Origin of the sequence: Serratia proteamaculans, assembly GCF_949794035.1 — a bacterium.
GTDB lineage: Bacteria > Pseudomonadota > Gammaproteobacteria > Enterobacterales > Enterobacteriaceae > Serratia > Serratia proteamaculans.
In genome coordinates, this window is record NZ_OX461105.1 from 3,006,034 (window position 1) to 3,021,671 (window position 15,638).

Genomic DNA, 15,638 nt, shown 5'->3' on the forward strand with positions numbered 1-15,638 from the left:
TTGTGAAAACGGCACCGCTCATGAAGTTTGTCTCTTTTAATATCAATGGACTGCGTGCGCGTCCGCACCAACTGGCCGCCATCATCGAACAGCACCAGCCCGACGTCATCGGCCTGCAGGAAACGAAAGTTCACGATGACATGTTCCCACTGGAAGAAGTCAGCCAGCACGGTTATCACGTGTTCTACCATGGCCAAAAAGGCCACTATGGCGTGGCGCTGCTGACCAAAGAGAAGCCACTTGCCGTGCGCCGTGGTTTCCCGACCGATGATGAAGACGCGCAGCGCCGCATCATCATGGCCGATCTGGCGACACCACAAGGCACGCTGACGGTGATCAACGGCTACTTCCCGCAGGGTGAAAGCCGTGACCATCCGATCAAATTCCCAGCCAAGACGCGCTTCTACCAGGATTTGCAAAACTACCTGGAGCAGCAAATGTCGGTGGACTCACCGGTACTGGTGATGGGTGACGTAAATATCAGCCCAAGCGATTACGACATCGGTATCGGTGAAGAAAGCCGCAAGCGCTGGCTGCGTACCGGTAAGTGCTCCTTCCTGCCGGAAGAGCGCGAATGGATGGACCGCCTGATGAACTGGGGCCTGGTGGATACCTATCGCCATGCGAACCCGGAACGTAACGATGAATTCTCGTGGTTCGACTACCGTTCACGTGGGTTCGATGAAAACCGGGGCCTGCGTATCGACCTGTTGTTAGCCAGCACGCCATTGGCCGCACGCTGCACCGCGACTGGCATCGATTATCAGATCCGCGGGATGGAAAAACCTTCGGATCACGCCCCGGTCTGGGCAGAGTTCTCACTATAATTTATCCAACCCCGGCCACCGCCGGGGTTTTGCTATGTGGTACGCATGAAAATTATCGATGTCGTCGCCGCCATCATTGAAAAAAATGGCAAAATTCTTCTGGCACAACGTGATGCCGGCAGCGATCAGGCTGGGCTGTGGGAGTTTCCCGGCGGTAAGGTCGAGGCAGGCGAGAGCCAACCTCAGGCGCTGGCGCGTGAACTGGACGAAGAGTTAGGAATTGTCGCCAGTGTGGGGAGTTATGTCGCCAGCAATCAGTGGCAGCAAAGCGAACGCATTATTCGCTTGCATGCCTGGCGGGTGACAACCTTCAGCGGTGAATTACAAAACCGCTGCCATTCGGACTTTGTTTGGTTAGCGCCGGAGCAGGCGTTTGACTATCCCCTGGCCCCGGCGGACGTACCACTATTAACTGCCTATATCGCCACACAGCGGGCGAAGGTCTAAGTTACAGCGTCACTTCTTCAGACGCACCCAGATCAACGGGTTAGTCCCCACCACGTTGGGGTCGCGTATGCACTGCAACACTTCCCCTTCCACCTTGAGCACCGCCCCTTCAGAATAGTTTTGATCCTGATAGATACAGCAGCGAACGCAAGGTTGTGCCGTTGGCTGAGTGGCAGCATTTTTTGCCGTACCCCAGATTTCCGGCGACACTGGCACCACCACATCCACGTCACCACGATTGGCCATCGCCGTGGAACAAAACAGCAATGCGCCGCTGGCCAGCATCAGTAAGCCATAATTCATTCGCTCTTCTCCCGCGCCTTACCGGCGCTTTTCTTGCGTTTTTTCGCCCCGGTAGAAGGTGACGGCGGCAACCCGCGAAACGCCATACTCGCCCGGCTCTGCTTGGCCTGATAAATCAGCTCCTGCAAAGTGCCTACCAGAGGTTGCATAAAGTCCTGATAGCGACAGGATTTTTCACTGATTTGCGTCAGCGTGGCTTCCCAGTTGGCGGTCATATCAGGACGGGCGGCAATATCCGGTAGCGAATGGATCAACGCCCGACCGGTTTCACTGGAGTGAATGTAACGCCCTTTTTTATACAAAAACGCCCGCTTGAACAGCAATTCTATGATCCCTGCGCGCGTAGCCTCGGTCCCTAAACCATCGGTCGCTCGCAGGATTTTCTTTAGCGCTTTATCCTGAACAAAACGCGCAATCCCGGTCATGGCGGAAAGCAGGCTGGCATCGGTGAACGGCCGCGGCGGTTGTGTCTGACGCTCAACCACCTCTCCGCGCTCACACAATAGCTCGTCATCTTTTGCCACCACCGGCAACGGAGAACCTTCGTTTTCCTCATCCCGCTCTTTACTGCCCAACAGCGTTCGCCACCCGGCTTCCGCCAGAAAACGCGCCTTGGCAATAAACTTGCCTCCGGCGATATCCAGCTCAATCACGCACTTGCGGAACATGGCATCCGGGCAGAATTGCATCAGGTATTGTCGCGCAACCAAGCCGTAAACGTTCAGTTCGTCCTGGCTGAGGCTGACCTTACTGGCGCGGGCGGTCGGGATAATGGCGTGGTGGGCATCGACCTTTTTGTCGTCCCAGCAGCGGTTACGACGATCGCTGTCGATCACCGACTGCGGATAAAGATCCGGCTGATGAACACTGATGGCGTTCAACACCGAATGACGCCCGGCAAAGTGCTCTTCCGGCAGGTAACGACAGTCAGAACGCGGATAGGTAATCAATTTATGGGTTTCATACAGCCGCTGGCAGACGTCCAGTACCTGCTGCGCGCTCAGGTTAAAGCGTTTGGAAGCCTCAATCTGCAAAGTCGACAGTGAAAACGGCAAGGGGGCGGTATCTGATTCCCGTTTATCATTATAAGACGTGACCAGCGCCGGCTGGCCCTCGATACGTTTGAGCACGTGTTCTGCCAACGACCGGTGCAGCAGGCGCCCTTCTTCATCCTGATAAGGCTCACAGGAGTCACTGGGTTGCCACAGAGCGACAAAGCGCTCGTCTTTGGGCGTCACGATGTGTGCTTTAACTTCGAAGAAGTCCTTCGAGATGAAGTTTTCAATATCCTCGTCACGCCGTACCACCAACCCCAGCACCGGCGTCTGTACCCGCCCCACCGACAACACACCGTCATACCCGGCATTGCGTCCCAAAATGGTGTAAGCGCGGGTCATGTTGATGCCATACAACCAGTCTGCGCGCGAGCGCGCCAGAGCAGAGACACACAAGGGGATAAAGTCGCGATTATCACGCAGCCGTTCAATGGCGCGTTCTACCGCCTGCGGGTTGAGATCGTTGATCAGACAACGGCGGACGCTGTGGCGTTTTTCCGGCGACAACGCCAGGTAATCCAACACCTCGTCCACCAGCAATTGGCCTTCGCGATCCGGGTCACCGGCATGCACCACTTCATCGGCCTCGTGCAGCAGCTTTTTGATGGCATTAAGCTGCTTGCTGACCGACGGACGCGGCTGCAACTGCCACTTTTCAGGGATGATCGGCAGATCCGCCAGCGACCAGCGCGCATAACGGCTGTCGTAGGCATCCGGCTGCGCCTGTTCTAATAAGTGGCCCACACACCAGGTCACCACATCATTGTTACCGCAGGCGATAAATCCGTCGCCGCGACGATGCGGCTTGGGAAGGACGTCGGCAATGGCGCGCGCCAAACTCGGTTTTTCGGCAATAAACAGTCGCATTATTCACCGTTATTCTGGCTGTACGTCATCAGGAATTCTCTTACTTCAGCATAATACCCGCGGAACACAATCCGCTGGGATTTTTTTTCCAATTGGTAGTGATACATCGGATCGTAGTAGTGCTGCAACAACGGCACCAGCCACTCCTGATGCTCGTCACTATTTCCACTGGCCTGCTGGCACTGCAGTGCCCATTCCAGGCGTTGCGTCAGCTGTTGGAAACGTTCAAGCCCCAGGCGGCGGCGAATGGCAAACAGGCCGTGATGCAGATACTCATCGTACTTCTGCCAGCCAAGCTGCGCGCCATAAGCCTGTTCAAACTCAATACGCATCCGATCGATATATTCTTGCTGTAGCCGGGCCAGACGCACCTCAAAGGGATCGTCTATCACCGCTACCGGTGCCAACTGCATGCGGTTGAAGATCGCTAACGGCAGGTTGTTGCTGCCGATAATGCGCCCTTCGTCTTCCAGCACCCAACGGCGGCAGCCACCATGCTGTTTTTTCAGCAATAACACAGCCAGACGATTCTCAAAATCTATCTGAGCGCTTTGATCCACCAGCGTTCGGCCAAAAGATGAACCGCGGTGGTGTGCAGCACCTTCCAGATCGATGCCATCGGCCAGTTCATTGACCAGCAGAGTTTTACCACTGCCAGTATTGCCGCCGATCAACACCATCGGCAGTTCGGCGCTCTGCTCCAGCGTAGTGAGCAGGAAATTACGCAGTGCCTTGTAGCCGCCGGTGATGCGCGGGTAGGTCACGCCAGCCTCACGCAGCCACTGCTGCACCAGCTGTGAACGCAAACCGCCACGGAAACAATAAATATAGCCTTGCGGCCATTGGGCACATTGCGCCAGCCAGGCCGCCGTACGTTGCTCGCGCAGCCTGCCATTAACCAGGCTATGACCCAGCGCAATCGCCGCCTGCTGCCCCTGCTGTTTGTAACAGGTGCCGACGGCCTGCCGTTCATCGTCATTCATTAGCGGCAGATTCAGCGCATTGGCGAACGCACCCTGCTGAAACTCAACCGGTGCGCGCACATCAATCAGCGGGATATCCTGCAAAAAAATACGGCGGTAGTCCTGGGTGTCTTCCCGTTCCCTCGAGGCTGACACTAGACAACCTCGATCAGGGGTTTGGACGGCACGGCCGCATGCAGTTCACCGATAGCCTGGAGTTGAATGCCGTGGCGCTCGGCAATCGCCTGCACCTGCTGCTCCGCTTCAGGCAGTACTGCCAGCAGCAAGCCGCCGGAGGTCTGCGGATCGCACAGCAATTGGCGCTGCAGGTCGGTCATTTCACCAACCAGATGGCCGTAACTTTCAAAGTTGCGCCCGGTACCGCCGGGTACGCAGCCCTCGGCAATATAACGCTCGATGTCAGGCAGTTTAGGGACCTGATCAAACCATACCGTCGCCTGTAGCCCTGAGCCCTGGCAAACCTCGCTCAGGTGGCCCAGCAGGCCGAAACCGGTGACATCGGTCATCGCCGTCACGCCTTCGACTTCGGCAAAATCCGTGCCCGGTTTATTCAGTTGGCACATCACTTCGGTCGCCAGGCCTTCATGCTCTGGCAACAGTTTGCTTTTCTTTTCGGCGGTAGTTAATACGCCAATGCCCAACGGCTTGGTCAGGTACAATTTGGATCCGGCCTGCGCCGCGCTGTTTTTCTTCACCCGCTCGGTATTGACGATGCCAGTCACCGCCAGGCCAAAAATAGGCTCTGGCGCATCGATAGAATGGCCTCCCGCCAGGGCGATACCTGCCTGCTGGCAGGCATAGCGCCCGCCGTCGATCACCTGTTGCGCCACTTCCGGTGCCAGCTTGGCAATTGGCCAGCCGAGGATCGCAATCGCCATGATCGGTTTACCGCCCATGGCATAGACGTCGCTGATGGCGTTGGTGGCGGCGATGCGGCCGAAATCGAATGGGTTATCAACAATCGGCATAAAGAAGTCGGTGGTGCTGATGATGCCAACGCCGTTGCCGATGTCATACACCGCCGCATCGTCACGGGTTTCATTGCCCACCAGCAAGCGGGGATCGACAAACTTCTCCCGCTCGCTGTGCAGAATAGTTTCGAGAACTTTCGGTGAGATTTTACAACCGCAGCCGGCGCCATGGCTGTACTGGGTTAAACGGATCGCTGGCGATGTCATATACCACTCCCTTCGGTTAACGGCATTCAAGATAGCATAGGGTAGCGCTTGCCGAGGGGAATGGTAAGAGCGGGCTGTCGATAACCGAACAGCCTGCTCAGAAACAACACAGAATGGCGGGATTTAGCGCATTTTTCCGTCGCCGCGACAGGGATCAGAAATAGCTGACGAAAGGCGTGCTGTCTGGGGCGATCACTTTAGTAGACGCTTTTAGCTGCGGGGTGCCCAAATACAGGAAACCGACAATTTCGTCCTGCTCGCGGCAGCCAAAGGCTTCACGAACCAGAGGATGCTCGGTCCAGGCACCGGTGCGCCAGATGCCATTGAAGCCCTGCGCCAATGCGGCCATCTGCATCGCCTGTACCGCACAGCCGGCAGAAACCACCTGCTCCCAGCGAGGGACCTTGGTTTCTTCAGTGCAGTGTGCCACCACGGTGATGATCAACGGCGCACGGAATGGCGCTTTTGTCGCCTTTTCAATCGCTGCTTCGTCCATCTCGTCCTGCTTTGCAGCAGCTTGTAACAATTGGCTAAAACGCTCCAGACCCTGGTTTTCAATCATCACAAAACGCCATGGCTGCAACGCGCCATGATCGGGCGCTCGCAGGCCCGCATTGATGATATTCTGACGCGCCTCATCCGTAGGCGCAGGGGCCGCAAGGCGTGACGCAGAGCGGCGATTCAGTAAAAGATCCAGTGCATCCATCGTAAACTCCTGATAACAATTTTCATTACGATCACGTTAACATAGCTAAACGGTGAGTGACAGCCTCGGCATTAGCCTCTGTGACCCACGATTTAAAGCTGACATTTCCTCAGCCGCTCATTAGGATAGCGGAACATTCTCGACTCTTGCTGGAGAGCACATGCGCACATTGTGGCAAATCATTGCCGGCGTTTTCAGGTGGACATGGCGTCTGCTGAACTTTATCAGGGAACTGATCCTTAATTTGTTCCTGGTGTTGCTGATCCTGGTTGGGGTCGGTATTTATCTTTCATTCCAGAGTGCCACCACCCCTGCCGTCCCTACCCGCGGCGCGTTGCTGGTGGATCTGAGCGGCGTGGTAGTTGACCAGCCGTCGATGAACAACAAGGTACGCCAATGGGGCCGTGAACTGCTGGGCGCTTCCAGCAATCGCCTGCAGGAAAACTCCCTGTTTGACGTGGTTGACAGCATCCGCAAGGCCAAAGACGACAAAAACATTACCGGCATGGTATTGCAGTTAAATGACTTCGCCGGTGCCGACCAGCCTTCACTGCAATACATCGGTAAAGCGCTGCGTGAATTCCGTGACAGCGGCAAGCCGATCTTTGCCATCGGCGACAGCTATAACCAGACGCAATATTATCTGGCCAGCTACGCCAACAAGGTTTACCTGTCACCGCAGGGCGCGGTCGATCTGCACGGTTTTGCCACCAACAACCTTTACTACAAGTCGCTGTTGGAAAAACTCAAGGTCACCACCAACATCTTCCGCGTCGGGACATATAAATCCGCAGTGGAACCTTTGATCCGTGACGATATGTCACCGGCCGCCCGTGAAGCCGACAGCCGCTGGATTGGCGGGCTGTGGCAGAACTATCTGGATACCGTGGCGGCTAACCGTCAGATCACCGCACAGCAACTGTTCCCGGGTGCTGCAGGGGTGCTTAGCGGTATGCAGGCAGCCGGTGGTGATACCGCGAAGTATGCGCTGGATAACAAACTGGTCGATGAACTGGCGTCGCGCACCGTGATCGAGAACCAACTGATCAAGACTTTCGGTTGGGACAAGCAGGCGAATGATTTCAACGCGACCAGCATCTACGACTACCAGCCGAAACCGACGCCGGATCAGGGCGGCAAAATCGCCGTGATCTTCGCTAACGGCGCGATCATGGACGGTCCGCAAACGCCAGGCACCGTGGGTGGCGATACCACCGCGGCAGAACTGCGTCAGGCGCGACTGGATCCGGCCATCAAGGCGGTGATTTTCCGGGTCAACAGCCCAGGGGGCAGCGTCAGTGCCTCTGAAGTGATCCGCTCCGAGTTGGCTGCGGTACGTGCCGCCGGCAAACCTGTGGTGGTATCCATGGGCGGCATGGCTGCCTCGGGGGGCTATTGGGTCTCTACGCCGGCGGACTACATTATCGCCAGCCCGAGCACCCTCACCGGCTCCATCGGCATCTTCGGGGTGATCAATACCTACGAGCAGACGCTGGACAGCATTGGCGTGCATACCGACGGTGTGGCAACCTCACCGCTGGCGGATCTGGCCGTCACCAAGGCGCTGCCGCCAGAGTTCTCGCAGATGATGCAGTTGAACATCGAAAAAGGTTACCAGAACTTTATCGACCTGGTCGCCAAGTCGCGCAAAATGACACCGCAGCAGGTTGATCAGATTGCTCAGGGCCACGTGTGGTTGGGCAGCGATGCCAAGACCAATGGGTTGGTCGACCAGTTGGGTGACTTCGACGACGCAGTGAAGAAAGCCGCTGAGCTGGCGCAGTTGAAACAGTGGCAGCTTAACTGGTTTGTTGATACCCCAAGCCTGACCGACATGGTGCTCAGCCAGTTTGGTGTGTCAATTCACGCCATGCTACCTGCAGCCATCCAGTCCATGCTGCCTGCGCCGCTGGCGTCGGTGGCCATGGCGGTCAAAGAGCAGCCGGGTTTGTTCAATAACCTGAACGATCCGCAAAACCGCTACGCCATTTGTTTGACCTGCGGAGAAGTCCGCTAACAAATTAATCCTCAGCCCGGCACCCGCCGGGCTTTTTTTCTGCGCTTATCCCCCTATAATTCAGCCCATCTTATTTCTGTTAAAACAATCACTATGCAAAAGAAATCGATTTACGTCGCCTACACCGGCGGGACCATCGGCATGCAGCGCTCTGAGCACGGCTACATTCCGGTCTCCGGTCACCTGCAGCGTCAACTGGCCTTGATGCCTGAATTCCACCGGCCGGAAATGCCGGACTTCACCATTCATGAATATGCGCCGTTGATCGACTCCTCCGACATGACGCCGGAAGACTGGCAGCATATCGCCGACGATATCAAACTGAATTACGACCGCTATGACGGCTTTGTGATCCTGCACGGTACCGACACCATGGCGTTCACCGCCTCGGCGCTGTCATTCATGCTGGAAAACCTGGCCAAACCGGTGATTGTCACCGGTTCGCAAATTCCGCTGGCGGAACTGCGCTCCGATGGCCAGACCAACCTGCTGAACGCGCTTTATCTGGCGGCCAACCATCCGGTAAATGAGGTCAGCCTGTTCTTCAACAACAAGCTGTTCCGTGGCAACCGCACCACCAAGGCGCATGCTGACGGTTTTGACGCCTTTGCTTCCCCTAATCTGCCGCCGTTGCTGGAAGCCGGGATTCATATTCGCCGCCAGAACGGTATCGACAGCCCGGCCTGCAACGGCGAACTCAAAGTGCATGACATTACGCCACAACCGATCGGTGTAGTGACGATTTATCCAGGGATTTCTGGCGCGGTCGTGCGCAACTTCCTGCTGCAGCCGGTGAAAGCCTTGATCCTGCGCTCTTACGGTGTGGGCAACGCGCCACAAAAAGCGGAGCTGGTGGATGAATTGCGTGATGCCTCTGAACGCGGCATTGTGGTGGTCAACCTGACGCAGTGCATCTCCGGGCGGGTCAATATGGAAGGTTATGCCACCGGGAATGCGCTGGCCCATGCCGGCGTCATCAGCGGGTTTGATATGACGGTCGAAGCCGCATTGACCAAGCTGCATTACCTGCTGAGCCAACCGCTGACACCGGAACAAATCCGTAGCCAGATGCAGCAAGATCTGCGCGGTGAGCTGAGTATCAGCGGTTAACCCTGTTCCACACCACGGAGTGACGATGAAAACTGCCCTGTTGCTTATCGATTTGCAAAACGACTTTTGCCCCGGCGGCGCACTGGCGGTAACCGGCGGTGATGCCGTGATTACCGCAGCCAATCAGGCGATAGCGGCCTGCACCGCGCGCGGTGAGCCGGTGGTCGCTTGCCAGGATTGGCACCCCGCCAATCACCGTAGCTTTGCGGTAAACGCCAACGCGCAGGTCGGTACCCTGGGTGAACTCGAAGGCTTACCTCAGGTGTGGTGGCCGGTGCACTGCGTACAGGAAAGCCAGGGCGCTGAGTTTCATCCACAATTGCACCAGCGGGACATTATCGCGGTGTTCCGTAAAGGGCAAAATACGGATATCGACAGCTACAGCGCCTTCTTCGACAACGGTCACCGCTCACAAACCGAATTGGACACCTGGCTGAAAGCGCAGCAGGTTAGCCATCTGGCGATTATGGGGTTGGCGACCGACTACTGCGTAAAGTTCAGCGTGCTGGATGCGCTGGCGCTGGGGTACAAAACTACGGTGATTACCGACGGCTGCCGCGGCGTTAATTTACAACCTGACGACAGCCAGGAAGCCTTCCAGGCTATGCAACAGGCCGGGGCACAACTCGTTACCCTGTCACAATTTATCGCACGCTGATATCCCTGGGCGCGGGTTGCGCCCATTTCCCTTCCCTCGGTCCAAACCTCGACATCGCTCACATTCCAACCATTCTCCTGTGATTACATCTTGTTCGTCTGCGTCGCTTTTGCTGTTATGACCGCTGATGCATTGGCATCAGTAAGTTATACGCATCCGGGGCCCATTGAGCCCGGCTTTAGATTACCGCCTCAGGCGGTTTCGGTCGGCCTTGTCGACCAAAGGAGATTACATGGTATTAACCCGTAAACTGCTGCCTTTACTGGTAGCGGTGCAGCTTGGTATGGCCGGTGCCGGCATGGCCCACGCCGCTTCTTACCTGTCCGTCGGTTATTTCAACGGCGGCGGTGACGTTACCGCCGGCCCTGGCGGCGATATCAACAAGCTGGACGTCACTCAGATTACCCATCTCAATTACTCTTTCGGCCTGATTTACAACGACGAGAAACAGGAAACCAACCCGGCGCTAAAAGATCCGGTTCGCCTGCACCAAATCTATCTGTCGCCCAAGGTCATGGCTGACCTGCAACTGTTGCCGGTATTACGTAAACAGAACCCAGAACTGAAAGTGCTGCTGTCCGTCGGCGGCTGGGGCGCACGCGGGTTCTCCGGCGCGGCCGCCACACCGGAAAGCCGGGCGGTGTTTATCCGTTCGGTGCAGCAGGTAATTAAGCAATATCATCTGGACGGCATTGATCTCGACTGGGAATACCCGGTTAACGGCGCCTGGGGACTGGTCGAAAGCCAACCGGCGGATCGCGCCAACTTCACGCTGTTGCTGGCAGAGCTGCATAAAGCCCTGGATAAAGGCAAGTTGCTGACTATCGCCGTCGGCGCCAATGTGAAAAGCCCGCAGGAATGGGTCGATGTTAAAGGCATTGCGCCCTACCTCGATTACATCAACCTGATGACCTACGACATGGCGTACGGCACCCAATACTTCAACTCCAACCTGTATGACTCCAAACAGTGGCCGACCGTCGCCGCCGCCGATCGTTACAGCGCCAATTTTGTGGTGGAAAACTATCTGGCGGCCGGGTTGAAGCCGGCCCAGTTGAATCTGGGCATTGGTTTCTATGGCCGGGTGCCAAAACGGGCAACCGAAGCGGGCGTTGACTGGGATAAACCGGACGCGGCCAAAAACCCGGTCACCCAGCCCTACTTCACCGCACGCGAAACCGCCGTGTTCAAGGAGATGGGGCTGGATCTGACCAAGGACAGCTACTTCAAATACAACGATATCGTCAGCAAACTGCTGAACGATCCGCAACGGCGCTTCACCGCCCATTGGGACAGTGACGCACAAGTCCCCTACCTGACGATGAAATCCGCTGAGGGCAAGCCGCTGTTTGCCATTTCATATGAGAACCCGCGTTCGGTGGAACTCAAGGCTGACTACATCAAAAGCAAAGGGTTGGGCGGTGCGATGTTCTGGGAATATGGCGCAGACGACAATAACCGCTTGGCACATCAACTGGCGGAGTCACTGGGAATTAATGGCGGGAAACGATAAATCAGCGGGCGATGCGAGCATCGCCCTGCTGTCAGATTTACTGCGGCTTTAACTTGACCAGCGGTTCAGCAATGAACTGCTGTTTCAGCTCCTGCTTGCTCTTCATCACAATCTGGCCGTCGGTGCCGATACTCATATGCTGCGGGTCAGCATTGTGCAATGACTGCCACAACATCACCGCCTGCAGGCTATTTTCTTTCTGTTCCGGCGTTAGCGCTACACCGTCCGGCCACTTGCCCAACTCAACGGCCAGCACCAGTCGCTGATAGATTTCCGGCGTCATGGCGGCAATCAGATCTTTTACGTCCATCAGAGCATGTCCTCACTCGTGGAAGAATAATTAGCTGAATCGATTTTTCTCACTGAATAATCCGTCAGCCGGCCGTTTTGTCACCGTTCTCACCGTCGGTAAAGCTCAGCGACGCCGAGTTAACGCAAAAACGCTCGCCGGTTGGCTGCGGGCCATCGGGGAAAACATGCCCCAAGTGTGCGTCGCAATGGCCACAGCGGATCTCAACGCGATGCATATTATGCGTATTATCATCAAGATAACGAATAGCATCGTCGGAGACCGGCTGATAGAAGCTCGGCCAGCCGCAGCCGGAGTCATACTTGCTGTCGGAGTAGAACAGCGGATGGTTGCAGCACAGGCAATGGTACACGCCCTCGCGTTTGTTGTGCAGCAGTTTGCCGGAATACGGCGCCTCGGTACCACGTTCCTGAGTGACATAACGTTGGATTTCATTCAGTTCCGTGGCCGGATGGTCAGGGGTTGTCTCTTTAGCCATTTGTGCGTTTCTCTGAATGTGGATAATGTCAACGAAAACAATGAGTAATAATAACAAAAAATTAACAACACTGCAGCGCTTTTTGGCCTAAACTGTAGCCCATAAAGGTCACGCCATGACAATATGTGACACCGATCACATATCTTAAACAGGCTGACTTTATACTTAGCGGTTTGACCCCATATAACGGATGAGGCCGAACGCAAACGGAATGTGCAATAAGCACTCAAACCCGGCTTCCAGGTTTGATTTGCAGCAAGAATTGACACGATTCCGCTTGACGCTTGGTAAGGTTTTTGTAATTTTACAGGCAACCTTTTATTCACTAACAAATAGCTGGTGGAATATATGACTATCAAAGTAGGTATCAACGGTTTTGGCCGTATCGGTCGCATTGTTTTTCGTGCTGCTCAAGAACGTTCTGACATCGAGATCGTTGCAATCAACGACCTGTTAGACGCAGAGTACATGGCTTACATGCTGAAATATGACTCTACTCACGGCCGCTTCAACGGCACAGTAGAAGTTAAAGACGGCCACCTGGTTGTTAACGGCAAAACCATCCGTTGTACCTCAGAAAGAGATCCGGCTAACCTGAAGTGGAACGAAGTCAACGTTGACGTCGTTGCTGAAGCAACTGGCCTGTTCCTGACTGACGAAACTGCACGTAAACACATCGCTGCAGGCGCTAAGAAAGTTGTTCTGACTGGCCCATCCAAAGATGACACCCCTATGTTCGTTATGGGCGTGAACCACAAATCTTACGCTGGTCAGGAAATCGTTTCTAACGCTTCTTGTACCACCAACTGCTTGGCACCACTGGCTAAAGTTATCAACGACAACTTCGGTATCGTTGAAGCGCTGATGACCACTGTGCATGCAACTACCGCTACTCAGAAAACTGTTGATGGCCCGTCTCACAAAGACTGGCGCGGCGGCCGCGGCGCATCCCAGAACATCATCCCTTCTTCTACCGGCGCTGCTAAAGCAGTAGGTAAAGTTATCCCAGAACTGAACGGCAAACTGACCGGTATGGCGTTCCGCGTTCCAACTCCGAACGTGTCTGTGGTTGACCTGACTGCTCGTCTGGCAAAACCAGCTTCTTACAAAGAAATCTGTGCTGCTATCAAAGCCGCTTCTGAAGGCGAGCTGAAAGGCGTGCTGGGCTACACCGAAGACGAAGTGGTTTCTACCGATTTCAACGGCGAAACTCTGACTTCCGTATTCGATGCCAAAGCCGGTATCGCACTGAGCGACAGCTTCGTGAAACTGGTTGCCTGGTACGACAACGAAACTGGTTATTCCAACAAGGTTCTGGATCTGATCGCTCACATCTCCAAATAATGGATTGATGTTAAGCTGATGATGAGGGCGACATTTTTGTCGCCCTTTTTTTGTTTTTACGGCGAACAAAAGGCAACCCGATGAACGAAAAAATTTTCACCCTACCCGTTACCGAACAAATTACACCTTATATCAGTCAACGCCAGCTTGATGAGCTGCCGGTGGTAGTGGTTTCCCATCCTAAAGTACGTGCGGCCATCTCGCTGCAAGGCGCACACCTGTTGGCCTGGCAACCTGCCGGTGAAAAACCGGTTATTTGGCTGAGCAACAACACCCCATTTAAAACAGGCAATGCCATCCGTGGTGGCGTGCCGATTTGCTGGCCCTGGTTTGGCCCAGTGGCAAAACCTTCGCACGGTTTTGCCCGCAACCAAGCCTGGAGCCTGACGGCGCATGATGAAGACGATAACGGCGTTATTCTGACCTTTACACTGAAAGACAATGAGCAAACCCGCAGCCTGTGGCCACATGCCTTTACGCTGATTGCCCGTTTCAAACTGGGTGAAGAATGTGAAATAGAGCTGGAGTCTCACGGCGACTATCAGGCGACTGCCGCCCTGCACACCTACTTCCAGATTGGTGATATTGAGCAGGTCAAAGTGGCCGGCCTCGGCGAGCCTTACATTGATAAAGTGGCTGCGGGTGCACAAGCCAGCCAGGTGGGTGACGTGACCTTCGTCGGCCAGACTGACCGGGTTTATACCCAACCGGACGCATTCAGCCTGATCAAGGATGCATCGCTACAACGCACCATTGAGGTTCATCACCATCACATGAGTGATGTGATTGCCTGGAACCCGGGCGTAGAGCTGTCTTGCAGCATGGCGGATATGCCCAACGACGGTTATAAAACCATGGTTTGTGTAGAAACCGGTCGCATCAGTAAACCGCTGGTTGCTGCAGGTGAACAACCGGCTCGGTTGGCCGTGACCTTCCGGGTCCGTAACAACGCCTGAGCCCGTTATGGGAGGTGAAGCCTGCCACCCAACTACTGCACCACAGATGTGCAAAAGGGGCGCTAACGCCCCTTTATGATGCATGCATTGCACAATAATTGTGCGAGCCTCGATTAGAAGCTGTATTTCACACCCGTCATCAACAGCCCGGTGTAAGATTTATCCACCATAGGACTGTCTTTCACTTCGCTGGACAAACTGATGTAGCGCCCAACAAAGAAGGCATCCCAGTCCTTGTTGATCTTATAGTTGGCACTCAGCTCAGCGTACGGCGCCCAGCTATCACCTGGCGTGTAGCTGTCCAGGCCGCTGCGGCGAGATTCATTTTCACTCACGCCAAAGTAGTATTTGTTCTGGTTTTTGCTGCTCCACGAGACGCCTGCCCCCGGAACCAGTGTGAAATCGCCCAGCTCAAATTTATACAGGTAGGCAAAGTCCGCCACCATACCGTTACTGTAGTTCAGTGTATCGCCGGTAAAGGTGGTGCGCAGAATGCCCCACTCGGCAAAATGCGAATAGGCCAGACCGGCCATCAGGGTGCCACGACGCTTGTCCAACTGCTTCATGCGGTCGTCGTCACTGTCACCTGGGCGATAGCCCAACGGGGAGAAGTAGCCCATCAGGCTCAATTGATTTTGCTGATCTTTCCACAGGTAATAACCGGCGGTCAGCGTACGGAAGTAGAAGTCGTCACCTTCATAGTTAATGACGGGTACCGGATATACGCGGTCTTGATAGCCACGATACGGATCCGGGCTAACCAGCGCTGAAGCACCGAGTGACCAAGTTCCTGCCTGAGCACTTTGCGCACAAACCATTGCGGAAGCGATAATTGCTAGCGTTTTAAGTTTAAAAATCTTCACTGGTTCTTTTTCCATAAATAACA

Annotated in this window: 16 protein-coding genes; 8 read left to right on the forward strand and 8 right to left on the reverse strand. The window is 55.2% G+C overall.

All coding sequences use genetic code 11. The annotated features are described in order from the left end of the window. The first annotated feature begins 20 nt into the window (after positions 1-20). Both xthA and QOT07_RS14005 read left to right on the forward strand, forming a co-directional pair. Positions 21-827 carry an exodeoxyribonuclease III gene (xthA, locus tag QOT07_RS14000; RefSeq protein WP_085117093.1) on the forward strand — a complete coding sequence of 269 codons (807 nt, stop codon included), beginning with the start codon at positions 21-23 and terminating at the stop codon, positions 825-827. Positions 828-872: 45 nt separating this feature from the next. Next, complete coding sequence (locus QOT07_RS14005; RefSeq protein WP_099064219.1) at positions 873-1,274, forward strand: pyrimidine (deoxy)nucleoside triphosphate diphosphatase; 402 nt, start codon at positions 873-875, stop codon at positions 1,272-1,274. A gap of 9 nt (positions 1,275-1,283) precedes the next feature. On the opposite strand, the gene QOT07_RS14010 is transcribed toward QOT07_RS14005, so the two are convergent. The 5 genes from QOT07_RS14010 to QOT07_RS14030 all read right to left on the reverse strand — a co-directional run bounded on the left by QOT07_RS14010 (position 1,284) and on the right by QOT07_RS14030 (position 6,366). Next, positions 1,284-1,577, reverse strand: a complete 294-nt coding sequence (locus QOT07_RS14010) for a DUF1496 domain-containing protein (RefSeq protein ID WP_283603363.1) — start codon at positions 1,575-1,577, stop codon at positions 1,284-1,286. Further along, positions 1,574-3,499, reverse strand: coding sequence for a DNA topoisomerase III (locus QOT07_RS14015; RefSeq protein ID WP_261417493.1), 1,926 nt, complete (start codon positions 3,497-3,499; stop codon positions 1,574-1,576). The genes QOT07_RS14010 and QOT07_RS14015 overlap by 4 nt, the downstream gene beginning before the upstream one ends. Next, positions 3,499-4,617 carry a tRNA 2-selenouridine(34) synthase MnmH gene (gene mnmH / locus QOT07_RS14020; protein ID WP_283603364.1) on the reverse strand — a complete coding sequence of 373 codons (1,119 nt, stop codon included), beginning with the start codon at positions 4,615-4,617 and terminating at the stop codon, positions 3,499-3,501. Before mnmH ends, QOT07_RS14015 begins: the two co-directional genes overlap by 1 nt. After that, positions 4,617-5,660, reverse strand: a complete 1,044-nt coding sequence (selD, locus tag QOT07_RS14025) for a selenide, water dikinase SelD (protein ID WP_099064223.1) — start codon at positions 5,658-5,660, stop codon at positions 4,617-4,619. Before selD ends, mnmH begins: the two co-directional genes overlap by 1 nt. 154 nt (positions 5,661-5,814) lie before the next feature. Then, entirely contained in the window at positions 5,815-6,366 is a 552-nt protein-coding gene (locus QOT07_RS14030; RefSeq protein WP_085117099.1) for an NAD(P)H nitroreductase, read from the reverse strand. 160 nt (positions 6,367-6,526) lie between these two features. On the opposite strand from QOT07_RS14030, the gene sppA reads away from it, so the two are divergent. From sppA to chiD, 4 genes are all read left to right on the forward strand, one after another. Beyond that, the gene (gene sppA / locus QOT07_RS14035; protein ID WP_012145447.1) at positions 6,527-8,383 is read left to right on the forward strand and encodes a signal peptide peptidase SppA; all 1,857 of its coding nucleotides are present in this window, start codon (positions 6,527-6,529) and stop codon (positions 8,381-8,383) included. A 93-nt stretch (positions 8,384-8,476) separates the two neighbouring features. Beyond that, a complete protein-coding gene (gene ansA / locus QOT07_RS14040; RefSeq protein WP_037419689.1) occupies positions 8,477-9,493 on the forward strand; it encodes an asparaginase in 1,017 nt (338 codons plus the stop codon). A 25-nt stretch (positions 9,494-9,518) separates the two neighbouring features. After that, the gene (pncA, locus tag QOT07_RS14045; protein WP_283603365.1) at positions 9,519-10,151 is read left to right on the forward strand and encodes a bifunctional nicotinamidase/pyrazinamidase; all 633 of its coding nucleotides are present in this window, start codon (positions 9,519-9,521) and stop codon (positions 10,149-10,151) included. 232 nt (positions 10,152-10,383) lie between these two features. Further along, a complete protein-coding gene (gene chiD, locus QOT07_RS14050; RefSeq protein ID WP_283603366.1) occupies positions 10,384-11,664 on the forward strand; it encodes a chitinase ChiD in 1,281 nt (426 codons plus the stop codon). A 37-nt stretch (positions 11,665-11,701) separates the two neighbouring features. On the opposite strand, the gene QOT07_RS14055 is transcribed toward chiD, so the two are convergent. Together QOT07_RS14055 and msrB are read right to left on the reverse strand one after the other, a co-directional pair. After that, a complete protein-coding gene (locus tag QOT07_RS14055; protein ID WP_012145451.1) occupies positions 11,702-11,974 on the reverse strand; it encodes a YeaC family protein in 273 nt (90 codons plus the stop codon). Positions 11,975-12,038: 64 nt separating this feature from the next. Continuing rightward, the gene (msrB, locus tag QOT07_RS14060; RefSeq protein WP_099064226.1) at positions 12,039-12,452 is read right to left on the reverse strand and encodes a peptide-methionine (R)-S-oxide reductase MsrB; all 414 of its coding nucleotides are present in this window, start codon (positions 12,450-12,452) and stop codon (positions 12,039-12,041) included. A gap of 348 nt (positions 12,453-12,800) precedes the next feature. On the opposite strand from msrB, the gene gapA reads away from it, so the two are divergent. Both gapA and QOT07_RS14070 read left to right on the forward strand, forming a co-directional pair. Next, on the forward strand, positions 12,801-13,796 hold the full coding sequence (gapA, locus tag QOT07_RS14065) for a glyceraldehyde-3-phosphate dehydrogenase (protein WP_085117105.1): 996 nt from the start codon (positions 12,801-12,803) through the stop codon (positions 13,794-13,796). Positions 13,797-13,876: 80 nt separating this feature from the next. Beyond that, entirely contained in the window at positions 13,877-14,752 is an 876-nt protein-coding gene (locus QOT07_RS14070; protein ID WP_207979155.1) for a D-hexose-6-phosphate mutarotase, read from the forward strand. A 113-nt stretch (positions 14,753-14,865) separates the two neighbouring features. Here the strand turns inward: QOT07_RS14070 and QOT07_RS14075 are convergent, their stop codons facing one another. Further along, complete coding sequence (locus tag QOT07_RS14075) at positions 14,866-15,630, reverse strand: MipA/OmpV family protein (RefSeq protein WP_275880970.1); 765 nt, start codon at positions 15,628-15,630, stop codon at positions 14,866-14,868. Positions 15,631-15,638 lie beyond the last annotated feature (8 nt).

Bases quoted from the DNA above. Each gene is read 5' to 3' on its own strand.
- QOT07_RS14010 (WP_283603363.1), bottom strand. From the start codon at position 1,577: ATGAATTATGGCTTACTGATGCTGGCCAGCGGCGCATTGCTGTTTTGT.
- QOT07_RS14030 (WP_085117099.1), bottom strand. From the start codon at position 6,366: ATGGATGCACTGGATCTTTTACTGAATCGCCGCTCTGCGTCACGCCTT.
- QOT07_RS14075 (WP_275880970.1), bottom strand. From the start codon at position 15,630: ATGGAAAAAGAACCAGTGAAGATTTTTAAACTTAAAACGCTAGCAATT.
- pncA (WP_283603365.1), top strand. From the start codon at position 9,519: ATGAAAACTGCCCTGTTGCTTATCGATTTGCAAAACGACTTTTGCCCC.
- QOT07_RS14055 (WP_012145451.1), bottom strand. From the start codon at position 11,974: ATGGACGTAAAAGATCTGATTGCCGCCATGACGCCGGAAATCTATCAG.
- ansA (WP_037419689.1), top strand. From the start codon at position 8,477: ATGCAAAAGAAATCGATTTACGTCGCCTACACCGGCGGGACCATCGGC.
- xthA (WP_085117093.1), top strand. From the start codon at position 21: ATGAAGTTTGTCTCTTTTAATATCAATGGACTGCGTGCGCGTCCGCAC.
- msrB (WP_099064226.1), bottom strand. From the start codon at position 12,452: ATGGCTAAAGAGACAACCCCTGACCATCCGGCCACGGAACTGAATGAA.
- QOT07_RS14005 (WP_099064219.1), top strand. From the start codon at position 873: ATGAAAATTATCGATGTCGTCGCCGCCATCATTGAAAAAAATGGCAAA.
- QOT07_RS14070 (WP_207979155.1), top strand. From the start codon at position 13,877: ATGAACGAAAAAATTTTCACCCTACCCGTTACCGAACAAATTACACCT.
- QOT07_RS14015 (WP_261417493.1), bottom strand. From the start codon at position 3,499: ATGCGACTGTTTATTGCCGAAAAACCGAGTTTGGCGCGCGCCATTGCC.
- chiD (WP_283603366.1), top strand. From the start codon at position 10,384: ATGGTATTAACCCGTAAACTGCTGCCTTTACTGGTAGCGGTGCAGCTT.
- gapA (WP_085117105.1), top strand. From the start codon at position 12,801: ATGACTATCAAAGTAGGTATCAACGGTTTTGGCCGTATCGGTCGCATT.
- sppA (WP_012145447.1), top strand. From the start codon at position 6,527: ATGCGCACATTGTGGCAAATCATTGCCGGCGTTTTCAGGTGGACATGG.
- selD (WP_099064223.1), bottom strand. From the start codon at position 5,660: ATGACATCGCCAGCGATCCGTTTAACCCAGTACAGCCATGGCGCCGGC.